The following is a 24,585-nucleotide window of genomic DNA, read 5'->3' on the forward strand; positions in this document are numbered from 1 at the left end:
GGGACCACCCTCAAGCTTCGCTACATCAGGGCCAGCGATCAGCGTCGCTTTGCCATCTCGGTGATGAAGCGATCGAACAATGGCGCTACGTCGTTCGGGCCAGGGCTGGCTTCCGGGTGACCCTGGAAGCTGAAGGCGCTCTTGTCGGTACGCTCGATACCTTGCAGGGTGCCGTCGAACAGCGATTTGTGAATCGCGCGGACGTTGGCTGGCAGGGTCGCTTCGTCTACCGCAAAACCGTGGTTCTGGCTGGTGATCATCACTACGCCGCTGTCCAGGTCCTGGACGGGGTGGTTGGCACCGTGGTGGCCGTGACCCATTTTCAGGGTCTTGGCGCCGGAGGCCAGGGCCAGCAGTTGGTGACCGAGGCAGATACCGAAGACCGGAATCTCGGTTTCCAGCACGTCCTTGATCGCCTGGATCGCGTAGTCGCAAGGCTCCGGATCACCAGGGCCATTGGACAGGAACACGCCGTCCGGCTTCAGTGCCAGCACATCGGCAGCAGGCGTTTGTGCAGGCACGACGGTCACGCGGCAACCGCGCTCGACCAGCATGCGCAGGATGTTCACCTTGACGCCGTAGTCGTAGGCAACCACGTGGTACGGCAGCTCGGAGGCTTCGATGGTTGCGTGGCTGTCGGTTTTCAGATCCCAGACAGTCGAGCGCCACTCGTAGCTTTCCTTGGTGCTGACGACTTTCGCCAGGTCCATGCCCTTGAGGCCAGGGAAACCCTGGGCGGCGGCGATGGCGGCGGCTTCGGAAATGTTGTCGCCAGCCATGATGCAGCCGTTCTGCGCGCCTTTTTCACGCAGGATGCGTGTCAGGCGGCGGGTGTCGATACCGGCGATGGCCACAACGTTGTTGGCCTTCAGGTAGTCGGACAGGGACATCGTGTTACGCCAGTTGCTCGCCACCAGTGGCAGGTCACGGATGACCAGGCCGGCAGACCAGACGCGGTTGGACTCGGCGTCTTCCGGCGTGGTGCCGGTGTTGCCGATGTGCGGGTAAGTCAGGGTAACGATCTGTTGGGCGTAGGAAGGATCGGTAAGGATTTCCTGATAGCCGGTCATTGCGGTGTTGAACACCACCTCACCAACGGTTTGACCGTCGGCTCCAATGGCTTCGCCGCGAAAAATGCTGCCATCAGCAAGGGCGAGTATGGCTGGCTTAGTCAAGAAGACCTCCCGTAAATAAAGCCTGAAAGGGCGATCGCAGGTTGTAAAAAAGCGGAGTGACGTATGGACACGTCACCCCGCTTCTTCACTGAATTATTCTGCGCGCTTTTAGTGGACACACTAAAGCTGTAGCTTACAGAAAAAGGCCTTTTTGGTCTACCGCAAATGAGCCTTAAAGGCTGGAGAATGCGACAGGACGTCGCTTGGCAGAACAAAACCGGGCTCAAACGCTGTGCGCGAGCCCGATTTCGGGTGCATCTTAACGCAGATCGAGCACGTCTTGCATGTCGTAAAGGCCAGGCTCGCGCCCGTCCAGCCACAATGCAGCACGCACCGCACCCTTGGCGAACGTCATGCGACTGGACGCCTTGTGAGTGATCTCGACACGCTCGCCGTCGGCGGCGAACAGCACAGTGTGATCACCGACGATGTCGCCGGCACGCACCGTGGCGAAACCGATGGTTTCACGATCACGAGCGCCGGTCTGACCTTCACGACCATACACCGCCACCTTTTTCAGATCGCGGCCCAACGCATCGGCAATCACCTCGCCCATGCGCACGGCAGTGCCGGACGGCGCATCGACTTTATGCCGATGGTGAGCTTCGGTGATTTCGATGTCGACATCGTCGCCCAATACGCGAGCTGCCGTGTCGAGCAACTTCAGGCACAGGTTGACCCCGACACTGAAGTTGGCCGCGAAGACAATCGGAATGTCCTTGCCCGCTTCCGCCAGCAACTGCTTTTCTTCAACGCTGAAACCGGTGGTACCGATGATCATGGCCTTGCCGTGCTTACGGCAGAAAGCCAGGTTCTTCAAGGTCACCGTCGGGTGAGTGAAGTCGATCAGCACGTCGAACTCGTCGACCACCCGATCCAGATCACCGGACAGAGGCACACCGATACGACCCAGTGCAGCCAGCTCACCGGCATCTGCACCGACCAACGTGCTGTCGGGACGATCCACCGCCGCCGTCAGACCGGCGCCCGGAGTTTGCTGCACGGCTTCAATCAGGGTCTTGCCCATGCGCCCGGCGGCGCCCATCACTGCAATACGTCGCATGCCCGTCTCCTTACAAATCGCCGAAGAAGCGCTTCACGCCTTCGAACCAACCGGTGGTTTTTGGCGAATGGCTGTTGTCATCCGCCAGCGAACTACGGAATTCCTCGAGCATTTCACGCTGGCGACGGCTCAGGTTGACCGGAGTCTCGACCGCCACGCGGCACATCAAGTCGCCAGCACCACCGCCACGCACAGGCGCAACGCCCTTGCCACGCACACGGAACTGCTTGCCGGTCTGAGTCCCCTCAGGGATCTTCAGCTTGACCCTGCCATCAAGGGTCGGAATCTCCAGCTCGCCACCCAGCGCCGCATCGACGAAGCTGATCGGCACTTCGCAGAACAGGTGTTTGCCATCGCGCTGGAAAATCGAGTGCTCGCGCACATTGATCACCACGTACAGGTCGCCTGTCGGGCCACCATGAGCGCCCGCCTCGCCTTCGCCGGACAGACGAATGCGGTCACCGGTATCGACACCGGCCGGCACTTTCACCGACAGGGTCTTGTACTCTTCGACACGACCTTCGCCGTGGCAGGAATCGCACGGATCGGAAATGATCTTGCCCTGGCCATGGCAGCGCGGGCAGGTCTGCTGCACCGAGAAGAAGCCTTGTTGCATGCGCACCTGACCGATACCGCCGCAAGTCGGGCAGGTCACCGGGGAAGAACCTTTCTTGGCACCGGAGCCATCGCACGGCTTGCAGTTGACCAGCGTCGGAACGCGGATATTCACGGTCGTACCGCGCACCGCCTCTTCGAGGTCCAGTTCCAGGGTGTAGCGCAAGTCACTGCCGCGCTGAGCGCCGCCACGGGAACCGCCGCGACCGCCACCGAAGAAGTCACTGAAGACATCGCCAAAGATGTCGGAGAAGTTCTGACCGCCGAAACCGGCACCGCCGCCCCCCATGCTCGGATCGACACCGGCATGGCCGTACTGGTCGTATGCCGCGCGCTTGCTGGAATCGGACAGCACTTCGTAGGCCTCGTTGGCCTCCTTGAACATATCTTCCGACGCCTTGTCATCGGGATTACGGTCCGGGTGGTGCTTCATCGCCAGGCGACGGTAAGCCTTCTTCAGGTCCGCTTCGCTTGAGCCACGCTCAACACCCAACACTTCGTAATAATCACGCTTTGCCATAAGTCTTTGCACTCTTGAGGACGTCCGACAAAACCCTCCTGAGTTTGCCGAACTCGTTGAGCCCCAATACAGGCCCGGACCCAACTCACGTCAATTCAACGATCCTGGTCTTTGATTCAATGCGGTACTTTGAGCTCGAGAAGCAGGAGCATTCCCGGCCATACCACCAGCAAACGAATGTTGTCGCATGCTGTAAAAATTCGTGTATTCCAGACACGCCAACGCGGGAGCAAGCTCCCGCGCGGCGACATCCTACCAGTCACCGCCTGAAGGCAGTCAACCGGCCGACCAACAACTTACTTGTGGTCTTTGACTTCTTCGAACTCGGCGTCGACAACGTCGTCAGCCTTTTCCGCCTTGTCGTCGTGCGGTGCCGCGCCTTCAGCAGGCTGAGCCTGTTCGGCGTACATCTTCTGCGCCACTGGAGCGGAGACTTTCGACAGCTCTTCAACCTTGGCGTCGATAGCAGCCTTGTCGTCGCCTTTGACGGCGGCTTCCAGGGCAACTACGGCAGCTTCGATTGCAGTCTTCTCTTCAGCGGTCACTTTATCGCCGGCATCGGTAACCATTTTGCGCGTCGAGTGAACCAGTGCGTCGCCCTGGTTGCGGGCAGTGGCCAGCTCTTCGAACTTGCGGTCTTCCTCGACGTTAGCCTCGGCATCACGCACCATGCGCTCGATTTCTTCGTCGGACAGACCGGAGTTGGCCTTGATCACGATCGACTGAGTCTTGCCGGTAGCCTTGTCTTTCGCACCTACGTGCAGGATGCCGTTGGCGTCGATGTCGAAGGTCACTTCGATCTGCGGCACACCACGTGGAGCCGGTGGAATGTCGGCCAGGTCGAACTTGCCCAAGGACTTGTTCTGTGCGGCTTGCTTACGCTCGCCCTGCAGCACGTGAATGGTCACGGCGCCCTGGTTGTCATCGGCAGTCGAGAACACTTGCGATTTCTTGGTAGGAATCGTGGTGTTTTTCTCGATCAGCGCGGTCATCACTCCACCCATGGTTTCGATACCCAGGGTCAGCGGGCTGACGTCGAGCAGCAGAACGTCTTTCACGTCACCGGCCAGTACCGCGCCCTGGATAGCAGCACCCATGGCAACCGCTTCGTCCGGGTTGACGTCTTTACGAGCTTCTTTACCGAAGAACTCGGTTACCAGCTTCTGAACCAGCGGCATACGGGTCTGACCGCCCACCAGGATCACGTCGTTGATCGCGCCAACGTCGATACCGGCATCTTTCATTGCGATGCGGCAAGGTTCGATGGTGCGCTGAACCAGGTCTTCCACCAGCGCTTCGAGCTTGGCGCGGGAGATCTTCACGTTCAGGTGCTTTGGACCGGTGGCGTCTGCAGTGATGTACGGCAGGTTCACGTCGGTCGACTGGCTCGAGGACAGCTCGATCTTGGCTTTTTCAGCGGCTTCTTTCAGGCGCTGCATGGCCAGCGGGTCGCCCTTGAGGTTCATGCCGCTTTCTTTCTTGAATTCGTCGACGAGGTAGTCGATCAGACGGATGTCAAAGTCTTCACCGCCCAGGAACGTGTCACCGTTGGTGGCCAATACTTCGAACTGGTGCTCGCCATCGACTTCAGCGATCTCGATCACGGAAACGTCGAAAGTACCACCGCCCAGGTCGTAAACGATCACGGTGTGATCGCCCTTCGCCTTGTCCATACCGTAAGCCAGAGCAGCTGCGGTTGGTTCGTTGATGATACGTTTTACGTCCAGACCGGCGATGCGGCCGGCGTCCTTGGTGGCTTGACGCTGGCTGTCGTTGAAGTAGGCCGGAACGGTGATCACCGCTTCAGTCACAGTCTCGCCGAGGTAGTCTTCGGCGGTCTTCTTCATTTTCTTCAGGATTTCAGCCGAGATTTGTGGCGGTGCCATTTTCTGGCCGTTCACTTCAACCCAGGCGTCGCTGTTGTCAGCCTTGACGATCTTGTAAGGGACCATCTGAATGTCTTTCTGCACGACTTCTTCGTCGAAACGACGACCGATCAGACGCTTCACCGCATACAGGGTGTTATGCGGATTGGTCACAGCCTGACGCTTGGCCGATTGGCCAACCAGAATTTCGCCATCGTTGGCGTAAGCGATGATCGACGGCGTGGTACGCGCGCCTTCAGCGTTTTCAATAACTTTTGCCTTGCCGTTTTCCAGCACGGAGACGCAGGAGTTGGTAGTCCCCAGGTCGATACCGATAATTTTGCCCATGTTCACTCTCCCGAAACTTTGGATTTGGTTGCCGCAGCAGTGGTGGCTAACTGCGGTAGCACTTAAACGCTTGACTTATAAATGGGGGCCTTGCGGCGGATTTCAAGCCTGCTCGTCAATCGAAGGCGAAACCGGCGCAGGCGCCTTGCTGACCACGACCATCGCCGGGCGCAGCAAGCGACCATTGAGCTGATAGCCCTTCTGGAACACCTTCAGAACGCTGTTCGGCTCGACATCGGCGCTTTCCTGCATGGCCATCGCCTGATGTTGAACGGCGTTGAACGGCTCGCCATGCGGATCGATCGCTTCAAGCTGATAACGCTTGAGGGTGTCCTGGAACATTTTCAGGGTCAGCTCGATGCCTTCGCGCATCGGACGGATGCTTTCGTCGTCCGGGCTGGACAGTTCCAGGCCGCGTTCCAGGCTGTCGACGATCGGCAGCAGGTCGCCGGCGAATTTTTCCAGCGCGAACTTGTGAGCCTTCTCCACATCCTGCTCGGCGCGACGGCGGACGTTCTGCAGATCGGCGGCTACACGCAAAGCCTGATCCTGAGCGCCTGCCAGTTGCTCTTCGAGCACTTGTACACGAGCCGCCAGGTCTTCACCCGAAGCCTCGGGCGCCTGGTTGGCGTCTGGGTTTTGCGTATCCACTGTCTGTTCGTCAGCCATAGATTTCTCCTTTCAATATCGTCCGCGAGCTCAACTCGCGCTTCTGCCCAGCTATATGGGGCCGCAAAATCCGGCTTCAAGGGGCGCCGACGATTAACCCTACAAAAAACAACTGCTTTGTCATTCCCGGTCGCGATAAGGCTTTCGTCGGGTCGAGCGAATCGAGCTAACGAGGGGCATTGTCAGCCAGAAACAAAACACTGTATAAATAACCAGACCTAACACCTGGGAGCGGCCCATATGCTGGTGCACCTGTCCGTACACAACTACGCCATCGTTGAACATCTCGATCTCGAACTCGATCGCGGGATGAGCGTGATCACCGGGGAAACCGGCGCGGGCAAGTCGATCATGCTCGACGCGCTGGGCCTTACCCTGGGTGATCGCGCCGACAGCGGCGTGGTCCGCCCCGGCGCCGACAAGGCCGACATCCTGGCCACCTTTGACCTGGCCGACATTCCGGAGGCCAGCGCCTGGCTGGCCGAACGCGACCTCGAAAGCGACGGCCCATGCATCTTGCGCCGGGTGATCACATCCGAAGGACGCTCGCGCGGCTACATCAACGGCACGCCCTGCCCGCTTGGCGACCTCAAGGCGCTGGGCGAGCTACTGATCGACATTCACAGCCAGCACGAACACCAATCCCTGCTCAAGACCGACACCCACCGCCGCCTGCTCGACGAGTACGCCGGGGCCACGGACCTTGCCCGCCAGGTGCAGCTTGCCGCACAGCGCTGGCGCCAGACTCGCCAGGAGCTGGAGCGACTCTCCAACTCCGGCGATGAGCAACGCGCCCGCCATCAGTTGCTCAGCTATCAACTCGAAGAGCTGGAAAACCTTGGTCTTGGCGACAACGAACTGGAGCAGCTTGAGCAGGAACACAAGAACCTGACCAACGCCGAGACCTTGCTCGGGATCTGCCGGCAAGTCGTCGAGCAATGCAGTGAAAGTGATTCCGGAAATGTCCTCAACGCCCTCACTGCCAGCCTCAACCGCCTGTCGAGCGTGAACAGCTCGATCGGCGCGCTGGGCGAAGCCAGCAGCTTGTTGACCAGTGCACAGATCCAGGTTGAAGAGGCCGTGGGTGAACTGAACCGCTTCCTCGACAACTTCGACGCCGATCCGTCGCGCCTTCAATACCTTGAAGAACGCCTCGACGCGATCTACACCCTGGCGCGCAAACACCGCATCCAGCCGACCGAAGTCGCCGAGATGCAGCAGAAACTGCTGGATGAAATCGAAACCCTCAACGCCAACGACGAATCCATCGAGCGGCTGAGCGATGAGCTGTCTTCATACGCTCGCCATTATCAGGAAAAGGCTCGCGAACTGAGCGATCTGCGTCATCAAGCCTCGAGCAGCCTGGCCAGCGCCGTGGAACTGGAGATCCAGCGCCTGGGCATGCCTGGCGGGCGCTTCACCATCGAGTTGCGCCCAAACAGCAGTGATGAACTGCTGCCTAATGGACTTGAACAGGTTGAATTACTGGTCAGCGCCAACCCTGGCCAACCATTGAAAGCCTTGGCAAAAGTCGCATCCGGTGGCGAGCTGTCGCGGATCAGCCTGGCGATTCAGGTCATCACCGCGCAGACCTCCCGCGTACCAACCCTGGTGTTCGACGAAGTCGATGTCGGCATTGGCGGTCCAACCGCGGAAATCGTCGGCCAGTTGCTGCGCAGGCTCGGTGAGCGCGGGCAGGTACTGACCGTGACCCACTTGCCGCAAGTGGCGGCGCAAGGTCATCAACATCTATTTGTGCATAAAGTGCGCGGCGAAGATGCCACCCGCACGGCCGTTTCAAAATTGAGCAAAAACGACCGCGTCGAAGAAGTCGCACGGATGCTGGGCGGCATCGATCTCACCAAGGAATCCTTGGCGCATGCCAAAAAAATGGTGGTGGCCGCAAAAGCCTGACTAAAGGCAGAAAGCACGAAGGCGACCCTGGGGTCGCCTTCGTTCGTTTCGCGAACCTCAAGTTCGCGCGACATGCTTACTTTTTCTTGCGCACGTACAGCACCAGATTGTGATCAACCATCTCGAAGCCATACTTGTCGACGATTGCTTTCTGAAGCCGCTCGATTTCTTCGTCGAAGAATTCGATCACTTCGCTGGTTTCGACGTTGACCATATGGTCGTGATGCTTTCCGTCGTCCAGCTCGAAGACCGCATGGCCTCCGTCGAAGTTGTGCCGCACCACAAGGCCAGCTGCCTCGAACTGGGTCAGAACACGGTAAACCGTGGCCAGACCGACGTCCTCACCAGCCTCCATAAGGGCCTTGTAGACATCCTCGGCACTCATGTGGCGCTGCTCGGCGGAATCGAGCATTTGCAGAATTTTGACCCGTGGCAGGGTCACTTTGAGGCCGGCTTTGCGTAGTTCGCTATTTTCAACCATGGTCAGCTTTCTCGCGATGCTGCTTCGCAGCTTCTCTTAATGCGGGTATGATCGGCGTTTACGTTGTCCCAGCCAAGATAGTGGAAGTCGCCCACCGATGCAAAACACCAAGCTCTTGCTAACCAGTTTCACCTTTGTGGGACTGCTCGCACTCGCCGGTTGTTCATTCCCCGGGGTTTACAAAATCGACATCCAGCAGGGCAATGTCGTCACGCAGGACATGATAGACCAGTTACGCCCGGGAATGACCCGTAAGCAAGTACGGTTTATCATGGGCAACCCTCTGCTGACTGACACGTTCCATGCCGATCGCTGGGATTATCTGTACAGCCTGCAACCCGGTGGCGGTGAACGCCAACAGGAACGCATCAGCGTTATCTTCAACCCAAATGACCAGCTTGTCAGCCTCTCCGGTGATTTCATGCCAGGCGTGAGCCGTGACGAAGCCATCCTTGGCAAGGACAGCGGCACGACAGTGGCTGCCCCGGCAGAAAACGTCGAAAAACCAAAACCGGAAAAACCGGTCAAGCCAGGTTCGTTGCTGGATCAGATCCAGAAGGACGTCGACGGTGTAGAAACCGCTCCAGTCCCGACGCCTGAACCGCTGGACACCTCGCCGCAGTAATTGGCGAATGATGCCGCTTGCCTGGGTATTCAAGCTCCAGCAAGGCTGCTCTGAAAATCCGCTACCAGACCTCTGGCGGCGGATTTTTTTGTACCGGCAATAGTGATCGATCCGGATCGCTTGCCGGAATCACTATCGATGATTCCCGCTTATTTAATACACATCAGCATAAAGTCTTGGGAACCATCACCGGAAGGGCCCTTCATTCCTGCCAGTTGAGTGATCACACTCAAATTATCCTGCTTGGGTGTAGACCCAAGTCGCGCCCGCCCATAATAAATATCATCTTCGGAACTGCTGTTCGTAAGGGATACAGAGCAGAACCGTGGAGCCTGGATGAAGACATCCGACTTGAAGCTAACCTTATAGTTCGCAAAATAATCAGCCTGGGAGAAGTACTCTACCGCAGAGATCCACTCGGGTGCCTGAGCCACCACCTTGCCTTGTGCGCTTATCGTGGCGGTTAACACATTGGAGGCTGCACTGGCCGGCATGACAGTGAAAGCCGCACCCATTGCTGCCAGCACACTTATATGCTTCAACGACTTGATCAAGTCCATTTCAGATTTATCCCTAAATGAGTTTATTTGCCCCTCACATAACGAGGGCAAGACTTGATTTAGGCTTAATCGGAACCACATTCAATCAAGATTGAAGCAAAGAGAAAATTCTCTTCAATACTCAAACCAATCCTACATTCCCCCGATAAAAAGCCTACAAAGCATATTTACACTCAGGGATTGAACCACCTGTGGGCGGAAATTTTAGTGCCTGGCGCGCAATTCAATCATTGATTCCGCGCCTTGGCCTCGGCCGCTTTTGCTGCACGCAGGCGACGGACCTCTTTCGGATCCGCCAGCAGCGGCCGGTAGATTTCGATTCGATCCCCCGCCTGAATCGTTCGAGTGTCCGGGTCGGTGATCACCTTGCCAAAGATACCCACCGGGCAGGCGGCAAGATCCAGCTCAGGAAACTCTGCCCCTACACCAGACTTGAGCACGGCCGCCCGAACCGTAGTGCCGACCGGCACCGCGAGTGAAAGTAGCACCTGCCTGTCCACAGCGGCGTACACCACTTCGATATCGATCACGGCTTCAACCATGAATCTGCTTGGCGCGCTGACAGAACGCATCCACCAGCGTATTGGCGGCCTGATTGAACAATGGCCCCAATGTGGCGCGAACCAGCGGCCCGGCATAATCGAACGAAAGATCAAGACTGATCTTGCAGGCCTTCTCGCCCAGCGGCTTGAACACCCACACCCCATGCAATTGATTGAAAGGGCCTTCTTCAAGATTCATTTCGATTGATTGACCGGGAACCAGAGTATTGCGCGTCACGAAATGCTGACTGAGGCCACCCTTCGCCACGCCAACGCTCGCCCGCATATGCTCAGGCGAGCTCTCCAGGACTTCGGCTGCCGAGCACCACGGCAGAAACTCCGGATAGCGTGCCACGTCGTTGACCAGGTCATACAGCGCTTGTGCCGGGTACGGCAGCAAGGCCGAACGTGAAATGTGTGTCGTCATGTCAGCGTCACTTCCACAGCTGGGCGGCAAACACTACGAGAATGCCGATGGGCGCCACATAGCGCATCAAGAACAAGGACAGGCCAAACAGCGCAGGGTTGCGGATCGACAACTCGTCGCGCACCGCTTCACGCCCCATGATCCAGCCCGCAAACACCACGAAACACAAACCGCCAAGCGGCAACATGAGTCGCGAGGTGAAGAAATCGATCACGCCAAAGAAGTCGAGACCACCGGCGGCTCCCCATTGGTAGAGGTGGAACATCCCGCCTTCGTTCACGAAGAACTTGGCCTCCTTCCAGATATTGAAGGAGAACACAGTGCCCAGACCGACAAACCAGCAGCTGAAAGCCAGCCAGAAAGTAACCCATGCACGACTCACCTTAGTGCGCTCGACCAGGTAGGCCACCATCGGTTCAAGCAGGGAAATCGCCGAACTCCAGGCAGCGACCGCCACCAGCACGAAGAACACCACCCCCATCAATTGCCCGAACGCCACGTTACCGAAGGCAAACGGCAGGCTGACGAACATCAGCCCCGGCCCTTCGCTCGGATTCAGGCCCGCCGCGAAAACAATCGGAAACAATGCCAGTCCGGCAACCAGGGAAACGAAGGTATCGAGCAGCGCCACGCCGACGACCGTCCCTGAGATCGACGAGTTCTTCGGCATGTAGGCGCCATAGATCATGATCGAGCCGACGCCCACGCTCAGGGAAAAGAACGCATGCCCCATCGCGGGCAACAAGCCGTCCAGAACCTTTTCCGGGTGGAAGTCGAACATGAAATGCACGCCCTCCATGAAATGACCGGTGGTCATGCTGTAGCCCAGCAGCACCAGGATCATCACGAACAACAACGGCATCATGATGCGCAAACTGCGCTCAAGCCCGGCAACCACGCCCTTGGCGATCACCACCGCGGACAACAGCATGAAAATCGTGTGCCAAAGTGTCAGGCGCCAGGGATCGGCGATCACATTGCCGAAGTAAGCCCCCACCTGATCAGGCGTCGCGCCCTGAAAATCGCCACGCCCCATGTCGATGATGTAATCCAGCGACCAGCCGCCAACCACACTGTAGAAAGACAGGATCAGCAATGCCGTGATCATCCCGGCAAATGCGCCCCAGGACCATTTCGTCGAGTGCCCCGCCTCGACCGCCAGCGTCTTCAAGGCATTGGCCGGGCTCTGCCGGGCACGCCGGCCGATCAGGGTTTCGGCCAGCATGACCGGTACGCCAATCAGCGCGATGCAGGCCAGAAACATCAGCACGAAGGCGCCGCCGCCATAGACGCCGACCATGTACGGGAATTTCCAGATACTACCCAGCCCCACGGCCGAACCGGTCGCGGCGAGTATGAAGACCCAGCGGCTAGCCCAACTGCCGTGGACAGAAACCTTGTCTGTCGACATCGTTATCACGCCCAAGCGTTCAAAAAAGAGGCCGCATTGTCCGGGATTCAATCAACCTGCTCAAGCACGTAGCAACACCGTAGCCGACTCGCGTGCAACTCCCTATAATGCCGCCCCTATGGCTAAACAGAAGAAACACCCAACAGGGACCATCGCGCAAAATAAAAAGGCGCGACACGATTACTTCATCGAACATCGGTTCGAGGCTGGTCTGGTCCTGGCCGGCTGGGAAGTAAAAAGTCTGCGGGCAAGCAAGCTGCAGCTGGTTGACAGCTACGTACTGCTCAAGGATGGCGAAGCCTGGCTGCTCGGCAGCCACATTACGCCCCTGACGACCGCCAGTACCCACGTCATCGCTGACCCGGTGCGCACCCGTAAATTGCTGCTCAATCGGCGCGAGCTGGAAAAGCTGGCCGCTGCCGTGCAGCAAAAGGGTTACGCCTGCGTGTGCCTGTCCTGGTACTGGAGCAAGCACATGGTCAAGTGCGAGATCGCGCTGGGCAAGGGCAAGAAGGAATACGACAAGCGCGATACCGAGCGCGAACGCGACGCCGGTCGCGAGTTGCAGCGTGCGGTGCGCAACAAGGGCAAGGAAGAGTAATTTTCCTGCTTGAGGCGAGGGAGCTTGCTCCCTCCCACAGCCACCTCTCTACATCCCCTTGCGCCGCTCCGCCCGGGCCATGCGCTGCACTTCCTGACGCACTTCTTCCAGCACCTCCTGTACATACAGAATGTGTCGACTGGAAACTTCACGCGCCTGCTCCGCCCGCCCTTCGATGATCGCCTGATACAACTCCCGATGCTGCGCGATCAACATGTCGCGGGTTTCGGTGCGCTGCTTGTACATGCCACCGATGTTGGTCACCACGTTGCGCTTGAGCAGGTCGAACAGCCCGCGAATGGTGTGCAGCAACACGGCATTGTGGCTGGCCTCGGCGATCGCCAGGTGAAAACTTGCGTCTGCAGCCCCCTCTTCGGCACGACTCACTTCTTCGTGACGGGAATAGCAGTCCTGCAGTTCGTTGAACGCAGCGGTCAGCCGTTCGCGATCCACCTCCGTGGCACGCAGCGCCGCGTAGTAGGCGCAAGACGCTTCCAGCGTATGGCGAAACTCCAGCAGATCGCGTTGCGCCTCAGGATTGCTTTCCAGCAGATGCAACAAGGGATCACTGAAGGTGCTACCCAGTGATTCCACCACATAGTTGCCGCCACCCTGGCGACTGACCAGCAGGCCCTTGGCGGTCAGCTTCTGAATGGCTTCGCGCAACGAAGGGCGTGACACGCCAAATTGCTCGGCCAGCGCGCGCTCGGCCGGCAAGCGCTCACCCGCTTTCAGCGTGCCCTCGAGGATCATGCCCTCAAGCTGCTCGACAATATCGTCAGACAAACGGCGCTGACGAATCTGATCAAACCCCATAACTCGATTACTCCACGATCCGACGGCTCGCCGGGGCTCTATTCTGGCCTATCGGCGCCGCGCCAGCACCTGCCACAGCGCATTTGGTCATACCAGACAGACGACCTGCGCACTTCGCATTCGACAAAAGTTTTAGGGCGGCAAATTGACACACCGCCTACAAGGCTTTTACCCTAGCCAACAGCGATTGTAAATTGGTCTTACCAATTGTCCAAGAACGCTGATCAGTGCCTGACCAACAACAATTAGGGGCCACCCCATATGCAAACCTGGCAACAGCTCTATACCCCGCTCGGCAGCCTCGGCCTGTCCGCACTCGCAGCCGTTATCCCCATCGTGTTTTTCTTCCTGGCTTTGGCCGTGTTCCGCCTCAAAGGGCATGTGGCCGGTAGCATCACCCTGGCGTTGTCGATTCTGGTGGCGATCTTTGCTTTCCAGATGCCGGTCGATATGGCGTTCGCCGCCGCCGGGTATGGCTTCGCTTATGGCCTGTGGCCGATTGCCTGGATCATTGTGGCAGCGGTGTTCCTCTACAAACTGACGGTCAAGAGCGGGCAGTTTGAAGTCATCCGCAGTTCGGTCCTGTCGATCACCGATGACCAGCGCCTGCAGGTCCTGCTGATCGGCTTCTGCTTCGGTGCCTTCCTCGAAGGGGCGGCCGGTTTCGGCGCACCGGTAGCAATTACCGCCGCCCTGCTGGTAGGACTGGGCTTCAACCCGCTGTACGCCGCTGGCTTGTGCCTGATCGCCAACACCGCGCCGGTGGCCTTTGGCGCCCTGGGCATTCCAATCATCGTTGCCGGGCAAGTCACTGGCATCGACGCGTTCAAGATCGGCGCCATGACCGGCCGCCAATTGCCGCTGCTGTCGCTGTTCGTGCCGTTCTGGCTGGTGTTCATGATGGACGGCCTGCGCGGCGTGCGGGAAACCTGGCCCGCAGCCCTGGTGGCCGGCTTGAGCTTTGCCGTGACCCAGTACTTCACCTCGAACTTCATCGGCCCGGAACTGCCGGACATCACCTCGGCCCTGGTCAGCCTGATTTCCCTGACCCTGTTCCTGAAAGTCTGGCAACCAAAACGCGCCGCCGGCCAACACATCGTCGGCGCCGTCTCGGCCTCCGTGGTGAGCGCCAGCGTCGGTGGTTTCGGCCAGAAACGCACAACCGTGGCTTCGCCTTACAGCCTTGGGGAAATCTTCAAGGCCTGGTCTCCGTTTCTGATTCTCACCGTACTGGTCACGATCTGGACCTTGAAACCGTTCAAGGCCATGTTCGCCGCCGGCGGTTCGATGTACAGCTTCGTATTCAACTTCGCCATCCCGCACCTGGACCAGATGGTGATCAAGGTCGCACCGATCGTGGCCGCGCCAACCGCCCTTCCGGCAGTGTTCAAACTGGACCCGATTTCCGCCACCGGCACGGCGATTTTCTTCTCGGCGCTGATCTCGATGCTGGTCCTGAAGGTCAATTTCAAAACTGGTCTGACCACTTTGAAAGAGACCTTCTACGAACTGCGCTGGCCGATCCTGTCCATCGGCATGGTGCTGGCGTTTGCCTTCGTGACCAACTACTCGGGCATGTCCTCGACCATGGCTCTGGTACTGGCGGCGACGGGTGCAGCCTTTCCGTTCTTCTCGCCGTTCCTCGGCTGGCTGGGCGTGTTCCTCACCGGTTCCGATACCTCGTCCAACGCCCTGTTCAGTTCGCTGCAAGCGACCACCGCGCACCAGATCGGTGTCAACGACACCTTGCTGGTGGCGGCGAACACCAGTGGCGGTGTGACCGGCAAGATGATCTCGCCACAATCGATCGCCGTGGCTTGTGCCGCGACCGGCCTGGTGGGCAAAGAATCGGATCTGTTCCGCTTCACCCTCAAGCACAGCCTATTCTTTGCAACGATTGTCGGTTTGATCACATTGGCCCAGGCCTACTGGTTCACCGGCATGCTGGTGCACTAAGGGCTACAGGCAACACGATAAAAACCGACACCGGGCCACGCCCCCGGCGTCCGCTATTCACACCCCGGTCTGTAAGGCTGCTGAAAGCTTCCGGTTTTATATTCAGCAGCCTCAACAGACGAATAACCGGGACCACCCGGAGACCGCCTGATGAGCGAGCTTTTTTACAACGCCGTGCCGAATGCGACCCGTGTCGCCCCGCCACTGCCCGAGCCTCGGCAGTACCCCAGCGAGAAACCATCACGGGTTTACCTGTTCGGGACCTGCGTGGTCGATTTGTTCTACCCCGAAGCCGGGATGGATGCGATCCACCTGTTGGAGCGCGAAGGCATTCGTGTCGAATACCCGCAAGGGCAAAGCTGCTGCGGCCAACCGGCCTATACCTCCGGTTACACCGAACAGGCACGGACCGTGGCGCGCTCGCAACTGGCGCTGTTTGCCGGCGACCATCCGGTGGTGGTGCCGTCGGGCTCTTGCGCGGGCATGCTGCGCGAACATTACGCCGACTTGTTCAAGGACGAGCCGGACACGTTGAAACAGGTTCAGGCCTTGGCTGCCAGAACCTACGAACTGGCCGAGTTTCTGTTGTTTGTCTGCAAGGTGCAGCTCAAGGACAGCGGCGAACCGGTAAAAGTGGCGCTGCACACCTCGTGCTCGGCACGCCGTGAAATGAACACCCACCTGCACGGCCGCGAATTATTGGCGCAGTTGAGCAACGTGGAACGGGTCAACCACGACCACGAAAGCGAATGCTGTGGCTTCGGCGGGACATTCAGCGTCCGTATGCCAGACATTTCCGGCGCGATGGTGGCTGACAAGACCCGGGCGTTGAAGGAATCCGGCGCGCACAAGATATTGAGTGCCGACTGCGGTTGCTTGATGAACATCAACGGCTCGCTGGAAAAACAGCAGGAAGCGTTGCGCGGTCAGCATCTGGCCAGTTTCCTCTGGCAGCGTACCGGAGGTGCCCGATGAGCACTTCCGCGATTATTCCTACGGTTGCCGTAGAAGAAGATTTTCGCACCCGCGCCCACAAGGCGTTGGGTGACGCGCAATTGCGAGGCAACTTTCGCAAGGCGATGGATTCACTGATGAGCAAACGGGCAGCGGCGTTCAGCGATGCCCATGAAAGAGAACACTTGCGCGCACTGGGCAATGCCGTCCGTGCCCGCGCGCTCTCCAAGTTGCCCGAGCTGCTCGAGCAACTGGAACAGAACCTGACCCGCAACGGTGTGACAGTGCACTGGGCGGAAACGGTGGACGAGGCCAATGGCATCGTCCTCTCGATCATCCGCGCTCACGAGGGGCGGCAAGTGATCAAGGGCAAATCGATGGTCAGCGAAGAGATGGAGATGAACCATTTCCTCGCTGAACAGGGCATTGAATGCCTGGAATCGGACATGGGCGAGTACATCGTCCAGCTCGACCACGAGAAGCCTTCACACATAATCATGCCGGCGATCCACAAGAATGCCGGTCAGGTCGCGTCCTTGTTCCACGACAAACTTGGGGTGGAATACACCAAGGACGTTGACCAACTCATTCAGATCGGTCGCAAGGTCTTGCGGCAGAAATTCTTCGAAGCGGACATCGGCGTCTCCGGTGTCAACTTCGCCGTAGCCGAAACCGGCACCCTGCTGCTGGTAGAAAACGAAGGCAACGGCCGCATGACCACCACGGTGCCGCCCGTGCATATCGCCGTCACCGGCATCGAAAAAGTCGTCGAGAACCTGCGCGATGTGGTGCCGTTGCTGTCATTGCTGACCCGCTCGGCCCTGGGCATTCCGATCACCACTTACGTCAACATGATCTCCGGCCCGCGCAAGGAACATGAACTCGACGGCCCGCAGGAAGTGCACCTGGTACTGCTCGACAACGGCCGTAGCCAGGCCTTTGCCGACAGCGAACTGCGCCAGACCCTGAACTGCATTCGCTGTGGCGCCTGTATGAATCATTGCCCGGTCTACACCCGAATCGGTGGTCACGCCTATGGGGAGGTTTACCCCGGGCCTATCGGAAAAATCATCACCCCGCACATGGTTGGCCTGGCGAAAGTGCCGGATCACCCGAGCGCCTCGTCGCTGTGCGGCGCCTGCGGTGAAGTCTGCCCGGTGAAAATTCCGATCCCTGCTCTGTTGCGTCGCCTGCGGGAAGAAAACGTCAAGGCCCCCGACAGCCCCCATCAAGTGATGCGCGGTCAGGGCAGCAAGTATTCGCGCAAGGAGCGGTTCATCTGGAATGCCTGGGCGAAGCTCAACAGCTCGCCGACGCTGTATCGCCTGTTCGGATTCTTCGCCACCCGTTTGCGCGCCCTCACGCCGAGCAATGTCGGTCCGTGGACGCAAAACCACAGCGCACCCAAACCCGCCGCCCGCTCACTGCATGACATGGCCCGCGAGCATTTGGCCAAACAGGGAGACCGTTGATGAGCGCCAAGCAAAATATCCTCGCCAAACTGCGTAAAAGTCTGACAGGCACCACGCCAGTGGCCGATAACTTCGATATCGATCTGGTGACCCAGCCTTACACCTACGCGCCAGAGCAGCGCATTGCGCAACTGCGCAAACTGATGGAAGCGGTGCACACGGAAATTCATCTGACGTCCGGCCAAGAATGGCCGACGCTACTCGCGCAATTGCTGCGCGAGCGCCAATTGCCGAGTCTGCTGATCGCACCGACAACGCCCCACGGTCAACGGATCACACAGCACTGGGCGAACAATCCCGATTTACCGAAGCTCAAGGCCTACGACCGCCCGGTTGAAGAATGGAAGGCCGAACTGTTCAACGACACCCCGGCGAGCCTGACCGCCAGCCTCGGCGCCATCGCGGCGACCGGTAGCCTGATTCTCTGGCCTACGCGGGAAGAACCGCGCCTGATGAGCCTCGCACCACCGGTGCATTTCGCCCTGCTCAAGGCCAGTGAAATCCACGACAACTTCTATCAGGTGCAGCAGGAGTTCGAATGGGCCCAGGGCATGCCGACCAATGCGTTGCTGGTGTCCGGCCCGTCGAAGACTGCCGACATCGAGCAAGTGCTGGCGTACGGCGCCCACGGTCCGAAAGACCTGGTGGTATTGATCCTGGAGGACCAATGAGTCTACCGGCTGCTTTCCTGCGTGATGCACAGCAACTGATTCCACAAGAGCGACGCTTCGACGACCCGCTGTCGACCCTGGCCTTCGGCACCGATGCCAGTTTCTATCGGTTGATTCCGCAACTGGTAATCCGCGTCGAGTCCGAAGACGAAGTGGTGGCGCTACTGAAACTGGCGCAGCGCGATCACGTCCCGGTAACTTTCCGTGCTGCCGGCACCAGCCTCTCTGGTCAGGCCATCAGCGACTCGGTTTTGATCGTGCTTGGGGATAACTGGAACGCGCGCGAGATTCGCGGGCAAGGCACACAGATTCGCCTGCAACCGGGCGTGATCGGCGCCCAGGCAAACGCCTGGCTGGCGCCTTTCGGACGCAAGATCGGCCCGGACCCGGCCTCGATCAACGCCTGCAAGATCGGCGGTATCGTCGCCAACAATGCCAGCGGCATGTGCTGCGGCACGGCGCAAAACACCTATCACACCCTGGCCGGCATTCGTCTGGTGCTGGCCGACGGCAGTCGTCTCGACACCGAGGATGCCGCAAGCGTCACGGCGTTTCGCCAAAGCCACGCCGCTCTGTTGGAGCGTTTGACAACCCTGGGACGCGAGACCCGCGCCAACGCCGAACTGGCTGCGAGAATTCGCCACAAATACCGTCTGAAAAATACCACCGGCCTGTCGCTCAATGCCTTGGTGGATTTCGACGAGCCTGTGGATATCTTGAGCCACTTGCTGGTGGGCTCCGAGGGCACGCTAGGGTTCATCAGCGCGGTGACCTACGACACGGTGATCGACCATCCGAACAAGGCCTCGGCCCTGATTGTGTTCCCGGATGTCGAGACCTGCTGCAACGCGGTCACCGTACTGAAAAGCCAACCGGTGTCGGCCGTGGAACTGCTGGACCGGCGCAGCCTGCGTTCAGTGCAGGACAAACCCGGCATGCCGCCTTTCGTACAACAGCTGTCGAACAATGCCTGCGCCTTGCTGATCGAATCCCGCGCCGCGTCGTCCACCTTGCTGCACGAACAACTGGCGCAGATCATGGCGTCGCTGAAAACGTTCCCCGTGGAAAAGCAGGTCGATTTCACTGAGGATCCACAGGAAAACGCCCGACTCTGGGCCATCCGCAAAGACACCTTCCCGGCCGTCGGCGCGGTACGCAAGACCGGCACCACGGTGATCATCGAAGACGTCACCTTCCCGGTCGAACAACTGGCCAGCGGCGTTAACCGCCTGATCGAACTGTTCGACAAACATCACTACGACGAAGCGATCCTTTTCGGACACGCGCTGGAAGGCAATCTGCACTTTGTCTTCACCCAGGGCTTCAACAACGCAGAAGAAGTCGCACGCTATCAGGCGTTCATGGACGACGTGGCGCAACTGGTGGCAGTGGAGTTCGGCGGTTCGCTGAAAGCCGAACACGGCACCGGGCGCAACATGGCACCCTTCGTTGAGCTGGAATGGGGCAGCGATGCCTACCAATTGATGTGGCAGCTCAAGCGTCTGCTGGATCCCAACGGCATTCTCAACCCGGACGTGGTACTCAGCGAAGATCCGCAGATCCACCTCAAGCACCTCAAGCCCTTGCCGGCCGCCGACGAGATTGTGGATAAGTGCATCGAGTGCGGCTTCTGCGAACCGGTCTGCCCGTCGAAAGGCCTGACCCTGAGCCCACGCCAGCGCATCGTGATCTGGCGCGACATTCAGGCGAGAAAACGCGCCGGCATCGACACCACCGAACTCGAAGCCGCGTACGAATACCAGGGCATCGATACCTGTGCCGCCACCGGCCTGTGTGCACAACGTTGCCCTGTAGGCATCAATACCGGCGAACTAGTGAAAAAGCTGCGTAGCCGGAAGGCGACGCATACGAAAACCGCCAACTGGCTTGAAGGAAATTTCGCCACGGCACTGCAAGGTGCACGCTTCACCCTGCACGTGGCCAATGGCGCGCGGATGTTGCTGGGGGCACCAAGATTGGCGAAGTTGTCGGCGACGTTGACGCGCCTGTCCAAGGGTCAGGTCCCGCAATGGACCAACGCGATGCCGCAACCGGAAAAAGCCATTCGCTTCAGTCCGGCGGTGACCGACGCGCGTCCGCGTGTGGTCTATCTGGCAGCCTGTGTATCCCGCGCCATGGGTCCGGCGGCGGGCGACACGGAACAAATGTCGCTGCACGACAAGACCCGAGGCCTGCTGGAAAAGGCCGGTTATCAGGTGGTTTTCCCGGACAATCTCGACAACCTGTGCTGCGGTCAGCCGTTCGCGTCCAAAGGCTACGCCGAGCAAGCCGAACACAAACGCCAGGAGCTGATTGGCGCGTTGCTGCACGCCAGCCGCGGCGGGCTCGACCCGATCTACTGCGACACCAGCCCCTGCACCTTGCGTCTGGTTCAGGACATGAGCGAAAACCGTCTGGACCTGTACGACCCGGTGCGCTTCATTCGCACGCACTTGATGGATCGCCTCGACTTCACACCGCAGGATGCGCCGATTGCGGTGCACGTCACTTGCAGCACTCAGCACCTTGGCGAAAGTCAGGCGCTGATCGATCTGGCGCGCAAATGCAGCAAAAACGTGGTCATTCCCGAAGGCATTCACTGCTGCGGCTTCGCCGGCGACAAGGGTTTCACCACGCCGGAGTTGAACGCCCATTCCCTGCGCACGCTCAAGGACGCGGTGCAACAATGCAGCGAGGGGATATCGACCAGCCGCACCTGTGAGATCGGTCTGACGCAACATGGCGGCATTGACTACCACGGACTAGTCTATCTGGTGGACCGCGTTACCCAGGCTAGGGTGCCCTGATAGCAGGATCTACAGGAAGGTGCATAGACGTGCATTCCTTAACGCTACTTGCCGGAATCGACAGCTCTACAGTAGAAAAGCAGAACCCTGACGTGCCGCCGCAGTCCACTGATCAAGTCCCGCTAATGCGGGACTTCCTAAAACTCGGTAGACCGTTTTGATGGCCAGCAATGACTGGTCCTTCAGTCCAAGGAGATACACATGAATCGTTCTGTGCTGTTAGGTTTGTTCGTTGTTGCTTCCATGATGGCTTCCACTTCGTTTGCGGCCGAAAAAGACCAGTGCGCGGTCAACCTGCAAACCATCGAAAACGGCAAGGCACAGATTCCCGGGGAAATGCTTGACCAGGTGGAGGCCTCCGTCAAGAAAGCCAAAGCCGACCAGGCAAAAGGCACCAAGGCAGGTATTGATGATTGCATCGCCGAGACCAACCAAACCATCATGGACGTCACGAACGCGCACAAAGGCGCGAAGTAACTCAGTTCAAGGCCAACCTTCGGGTGGGCCTTGTTGGTGTACATCAACAACGGAGTACTGGCAGCCGGGAGTTCAAAGCCCGGCCGCGTCCGATACGAAGCAAACCAAAACCCGCCAGTTGCGGGTTTTGTTGCATCTTGGGTCTGGAAATGTGTAACCGTCCGCATCGCTGGAAAAAGCTCGACACGTTTTCTGAAAAACCGAATTCTTGCGTTGAATCGTAGTCTTTGAGGTAAGCCCCATCAGATCGTGGCTGATTTTTCGGGCTCGGCTTGGCCGTCCACTCATACGGCAGCACCGAGACCATCAGCTCAAGGAGATACCCATGAAACGCACCACACTCGCTGGCCTGTTCATTGCTGCTGCCATGCTGGCTTCTCCTGTATTTGCTGCGGACAACAACCTTTGTACGAGCAAGCTGCAAGAGCTCAAAGGCAAAGTGAATGCGCTGCCGGCGACCTCCGGAAGCACCACAATGGAGATCAAAAGACTGATGTCCAGCGCCGAAGCCTCACAAGCCTCCGGAGACGACAAAAAATGCGTCACCGAGGCCACCCAGGCGATGGCACTCGCTGACAGACAGAGCAACGAGCCCAACCCATAATTTGTGGTGGCCAACCTTCGGGTTGGCCTTCTGGGTCACGTTGACGTACACTGTACAGGCTTGTTGCTCACTTGATTCAAAGAGCACCAGGCTCGGGGCCGTTTAGGATTCGACGCCGGTTGCGAAACTTTAGGTGCATGCCGAGTTGGTAACAGAACTCGTAAATCCACTGTTGCAACTTCCTATAGTTGCCAATGACGAAACCTACGGGGAATACGCTCTCGCTGCGTAAGCAGCCTTAGCCCTTCCCTCCTGGTACCTTCGGGTCCAGCAATCATCAGGGGATGTCTGTAAACCCAAAGTGATTGTCATATAGAACAGAATCGCCGTGCAGTACGTTGTGGACGAAGCGGCTAAAACTTACACAACTCGCCCAAAGCACCCTGCCCGTCGGGTCGCTGAGGGTTAACTTAATAGACACGGCTACGCATGTAGTACCGACAGCGGAGTACTGGCGGACGGGGGTTCAAATCCCCCCGGCTCCACCACTTCATCATCTAAAGACGTCCACGGACGTCTTTTTTTGTGCCTGAAATCCAGCAAAATCAAGGGTTTAAGCGCTACTGGGCGCTGGAGAGTTTTTTTGAGTTCCAGCCGTTTGGGTATTCCAAATGGTATTCCAAGCCTTCCGGTGCTATTTTTTGGAATACCAAAACGGTGTCAGAGGTAGCTCTCATGCCTGCTCTAGCCCTTCGCCTCTCCGACCGCCAGCTCAAGGCAGTCAAGGCAAAAGACAAGGATTACGTCCTCAGCGATGGTGATGGCCTTCAGCTCCGAGTCAGGAGCAATGGCTCGATGCTGTGGAACTTCAACTACCGCGAGCCGGTAACCAAAAACCGTATCAATATGGGGCTGGGCACGTACCCAGAGCTCTCACTAGCGAACGCCAGGAAAAAAGTGGTTGAAGCGCGCGAGCTGCTGGCACAAGGCATTGACCCCAAGGTGCAACGCAATGCACAGGACGAAGCCAAACGAGCAGAGACGGAACACACGTTCGAGAACGTGGCCACCGCCTGGTTCGAGCTGAAGAAGGACTCCGTCACGCCAGCGTACGCCGAGGACATTTGGCGATCGCTCACGCTGCACGTATTTCCAGACCTGAAAACAACGCCGCTCTCGAAAATCACCGCACCGATGGTCATCGAACTGCTTCGCCCGATTGAGGCCAAAGGCAGCCTCGAAACAGTGAAGCGGCTGAGCCAGCGCCTTAACGAGATCATGACCTACGGGGTCAATTCAGGACTGATCTTTGCGAACCCCCTCAGTGGCATTCGGGCGGTGTTCAAGAAACCCAAGAAAGAGAACATGGCCGCGCTACGACCTGACGAGCTTCCGGAGCTCATGATGGAAATCGCAAATGCCAGCATCAAGCGGGTCACACGCTGCCTGATCGAATGGCAGCTGCACACCATGACCCGCCCTGCCGAAGCGGCCACCACTTGCTGGGCAGACATCGACTTCGACAAACGCATTTGGACCATCCCACCGGAGCGCATGAAAAAGCGTCGCCCGCACACCATCCCGCTGACGGAACAGGCACTCGCACTACTGGAGACACTCAAGCTCCACAGCGGCCACAGAGAATATGTGTTCCCGGCAGATAGAAACCCACGCACCCACGCCAATAGCCAGACCGCCAACATGGCGTTGAAACGCATGGGCTTCCAGGACCGCTTGGTCAGCCACGGCATGCGCTCCATGGCCAGCACCATCCTGAACGAGCATGGGTGGGATCCGGAGCTGATCGAAGTCGCGCTGGCGCATGTCGACAAGGACGAAGTCCGAAGCGCTTACAACCGAGCTGACTACATTGAGCGTCGGCGTCCGATGATGGCTTGGTGGAGTGAGCACATCCAAAAAGCAGCAACGGGTAGTCTGTCGGCAGCTGCCATCAATGACACCAGGAACTGCAATGTCGTGCCGATACGGTGAGCGCTCACCGAACGCCGCCGGTAACCGAAAATGACTCCCCAGATGGAGTGATGGTTGATTTGGCGACAGCGGCGACACTG

At 58.6% G+C, this 24,585-nt stretch carries 22 protein-coding genes and 1 other RNA gene; 12 read left to right on the forward strand and 11 right to left on the reverse strand.

The genetic code is table 11. The features are described from left to right. Positions 1–38: 38 nt before the first annotated feature. The 5 genes from carA to grpE all read right to left on the reverse strand — a co-directional run bounded on the left by carA (position 39) and on the right by grpE (position 6,255). Complete coding sequence (gene carA, locus AC1DWG_RS16005) at positions 39–1,175, reverse strand: glutamine-hydrolyzing carbamoyl-phosphate synthase small subunit (protein WP_046038697.1); 1,137 nt, start codon at positions 1,173–1,175, stop codon at positions 39–41. Positions 1,176–1,434: 259 nt separating this feature from the next. Continuing rightward, positions 1,435–2,238, reverse strand: coding sequence for a 4-hydroxy-tetrahydrodipicolinate reductase (gene dapB, locus AC1DWG_RS16010; protein WP_057716481.1), 804 nt, complete (start codon positions 2,236–2,238; stop codon positions 1,435–1,437). A gap of 10 nt (positions 2,239–2,248) precedes the next feature. Continuing rightward, positions 2,249–3,373 carry a molecular chaperone DnaJ gene (gene dnaJ, locus AC1DWG_RS16015; protein ID WP_477787983.1) on the reverse strand — a complete coding sequence of 375 codons (1,125 nt, stop codon included), beginning with the start codon at positions 3,371–3,373 and terminating at the stop codon, positions 2,249–2,251. A gap of 296 nt (positions 3,374–3,669) precedes the next feature. Continuing rightward, positions 3,670–5,586, reverse strand: a complete 1,917-nt coding sequence (gene dnaK / locus AC1DWG_RS16020) for a molecular chaperone DnaK (RefSeq protein ID WP_477787984.1) — start codon at positions 5,584–5,586, stop codon at positions 3,670–3,672. 102 nt (positions 5,587–5,688) lie between these two features. Next, the gene (gene grpE, locus AC1DWG_RS16025) at positions 5,689–6,255 is read right to left on the reverse strand and encodes a nucleotide exchange factor GrpE (RefSeq protein WP_223458579.1); all 567 of its coding nucleotides are present in this window, start codon (positions 6,253–6,255) and stop codon (positions 5,689–5,691) included. Positions 6,256–6,495: 240 nt separating this feature from the next. Here grpE and recN point away from each other — a divergent pair, with 240 nt between their 5' ends. Beyond that, complete coding sequence (recN, locus tag AC1DWG_RS16030) at positions 6,496–8,169, forward strand: DNA repair protein RecN (RefSeq protein ID WP_477763178.1); 1,674 nt, start codon at positions 6,496–6,498, stop codon at positions 8,167–8,169. Positions 8,170–8,245: 76 nt separating this feature from the next. Here recN and fur read toward each other — a convergent pair whose 3' ends face one another. Continuing rightward, positions 8,246–8,650 (reverse strand): ferric iron uptake transcriptional regulator, encoded by a 405-nt coding sequence (fur, locus tag AC1DWG_RS16035; protein ID WP_003197684.1) that lies wholly within the window; start codon positions 8,648–8,650, stop codon positions 8,246–8,248. Between the two features lie 97 nt (positions 8,651–8,747). Between fur and AC1DWG_RS16040 the strand changes: the two genes are divergently transcribed. Then, positions 8,748–9,275, forward strand: coding sequence for an outer membrane protein assembly factor BamE (locus AC1DWG_RS16040; RefSeq protein ID WP_223458575.1), 528 nt, complete (start codon positions 8,748–8,750; stop codon positions 9,273–9,275). Positions 9,276–9,424: 149 nt separating this feature from the next. Here the strand turns inward: AC1DWG_RS16040 and AC1DWG_RS16045 are convergent, their stop codons facing one another. The 4 genes from AC1DWG_RS16045 to AC1DWG_RS16060 form a co-directional block, all read right to left on the reverse strand. Next, positions 9,425–9,835: a hypothetical protein gene (locus tag AC1DWG_RS16045; protein ID WP_477763177.1), complete on the reverse strand. Its 411-nt coding sequence runs from the start codon at positions 9,833–9,835 to the stop codon at positions 9,425–9,427. Between the two features lie 227 nt (positions 9,836–10,062). Next, on the reverse strand, positions 10,063–10,377 hold the full coding sequence (locus AC1DWG_RS16050; RefSeq protein ID WP_108218129.1) for an RnfH family protein: 315 nt from the start codon (positions 10,375–10,377) through the stop codon (positions 10,063–10,065). Next, positions 10,370–10,804, reverse strand: coding sequence for a type II toxin-antitoxin system RatA family toxin (locus tag AC1DWG_RS16055; protein WP_007988702.1), 435 nt, complete (start codon positions 10,802–10,804; stop codon positions 10,370–10,372). Before AC1DWG_RS16055 ends, AC1DWG_RS16050 begins: the two co-directional genes overlap by 8 nt. A 7-nt stretch (positions 10,805–10,811) precedes the next feature. Further along, the gene (locus tag AC1DWG_RS16060; protein WP_477760715.1) at positions 10,812–12,215 is read right to left on the reverse strand and encodes a sodium-dependent transporter; all 1,404 of its coding nucleotides are present in this window, start codon (positions 12,213–12,215) and stop codon (positions 10,812–10,814) included. A 118-nt stretch (positions 12,216–12,333) separates the two neighbouring features. Here AC1DWG_RS16060 and smpB point away from each other — a divergent pair, with 118 nt between their 5' ends. Next, positions 12,334–12,816, forward strand: coding sequence for an SsrA-binding protein SmpB (gene smpB, locus AC1DWG_RS16065; protein WP_007993569.1), 483 nt, complete (start codon positions 12,334–12,336; stop codon positions 12,814–12,816). A 48-nt stretch (positions 12,817–12,864) separates the two neighbouring features. On the opposite strand, the gene AC1DWG_RS16070 is transcribed toward smpB, so the two are convergent. Further along, complete coding sequence (locus AC1DWG_RS16070; RefSeq protein WP_477760714.1) at positions 12,865–13,632, reverse strand: GntR family transcriptional regulator; 768 nt, start codon at positions 13,630–13,632, stop codon at positions 12,865–12,867. 261 nt (positions 13,633–13,893) lie between these two features. Between AC1DWG_RS16070 and AC1DWG_RS16075 the strand changes: the two genes are divergently transcribed. From AC1DWG_RS16075 to AC1DWG_RS16115, 9 genes are all read left to right on the forward strand, one after another. Continuing rightward, the gene (locus tag AC1DWG_RS16075) at positions 13,894–15,588 is read left to right on the forward strand and encodes a lactate permease LctP family transporter (protein WP_477787985.1); all 1,695 of its coding nucleotides are present in this window, start codon (positions 13,894–13,896) and stop codon (positions 15,586–15,588) included. Between the two features lie 150 nt (positions 15,589–15,738). Beyond that, a complete protein-coding gene (locus tag AC1DWG_RS16080; RefSeq protein WP_477787986.1) occupies positions 15,739–16,563 on the forward strand; it encodes a (Fe-S)-binding protein in 825 nt (274 codons plus the stop codon). After that, a complete protein-coding gene (locus tag AC1DWG_RS16085) occupies positions 16,560–18,014 on the forward strand; it encodes a LutB/LldF family L-lactate oxidation iron-sulfur protein (RefSeq protein WP_477763174.1) in 1,455 nt (484 codons plus the stop codon). The genes AC1DWG_RS16080 and AC1DWG_RS16085 overlap by 4 nt, the downstream gene beginning before the upstream one ends. Then, positions 18,014–18,685 carry a LutC/YkgG family protein gene (locus AC1DWG_RS16090; RefSeq protein ID WP_477763173.1) on the forward strand — a complete coding sequence of 224 codons (672 nt, stop codon included), beginning with the start codon at positions 18,014–18,016 and terminating at the stop codon, positions 18,683–18,685. The genes AC1DWG_RS16085 and AC1DWG_RS16090 overlap by 1 nt, the downstream gene beginning before the upstream one ends. Next, positions 18,682–21,492, forward strand: coding sequence for an FAD-binding and (Fe-S)-binding domain-containing protein (locus AC1DWG_RS16095; protein ID WP_477787987.1), 2,811 nt, complete (start codon positions 18,682–18,684; stop codon positions 21,490–21,492). The genes AC1DWG_RS16090 and AC1DWG_RS16095 overlap by 4 nt, the downstream gene beginning before the upstream one ends. A 201-nt stretch (positions 21,493–21,693) precedes the next feature. Beyond that, positions 21,694–21,969 carry a hypothetical protein gene (locus tag AC1DWG_RS16100; protein WP_477756288.1) on the forward strand — a complete coding sequence of 92 codons (276 nt, stop codon included), beginning with the start codon at positions 21,694–21,696 and terminating at the stop codon, positions 21,967–21,969. A 325-nt stretch (positions 21,970–22,294) separates the two neighbouring features. Beyond that, positions 22,295–22,573, forward strand: coding sequence for a hypothetical protein (locus tag AC1DWG_RS16105; RefSeq protein WP_477756287.1), 279 nt, complete (start codon positions 22,295–22,297; stop codon positions 22,571–22,573). Positions 22,574–22,667: 94 nt separating this feature from the next. Next, positions 22,668–23,061: a transfer-messenger RNA gene (gene ssrA, locus AC1DWG_RS16110) on the forward strand. A gap of 187 nt (positions 23,062–23,248) precedes the next feature. Then, the gene (locus AC1DWG_RS16115) at positions 23,249–24,505 is read left to right on the forward strand and encodes an integrase domain-containing protein (RefSeq protein WP_477788028.1); all 1,257 of its coding nucleotides are present in this window, start codon (positions 23,249–23,251) and stop codon (positions 24,503–24,505) included. Positions 24,506–24,585 lie beyond the last annotated feature (80 nt).

The sequence above is a fragment of the Pseudomonas sp. P4_B3 genome (assembly GCF_056402295.1).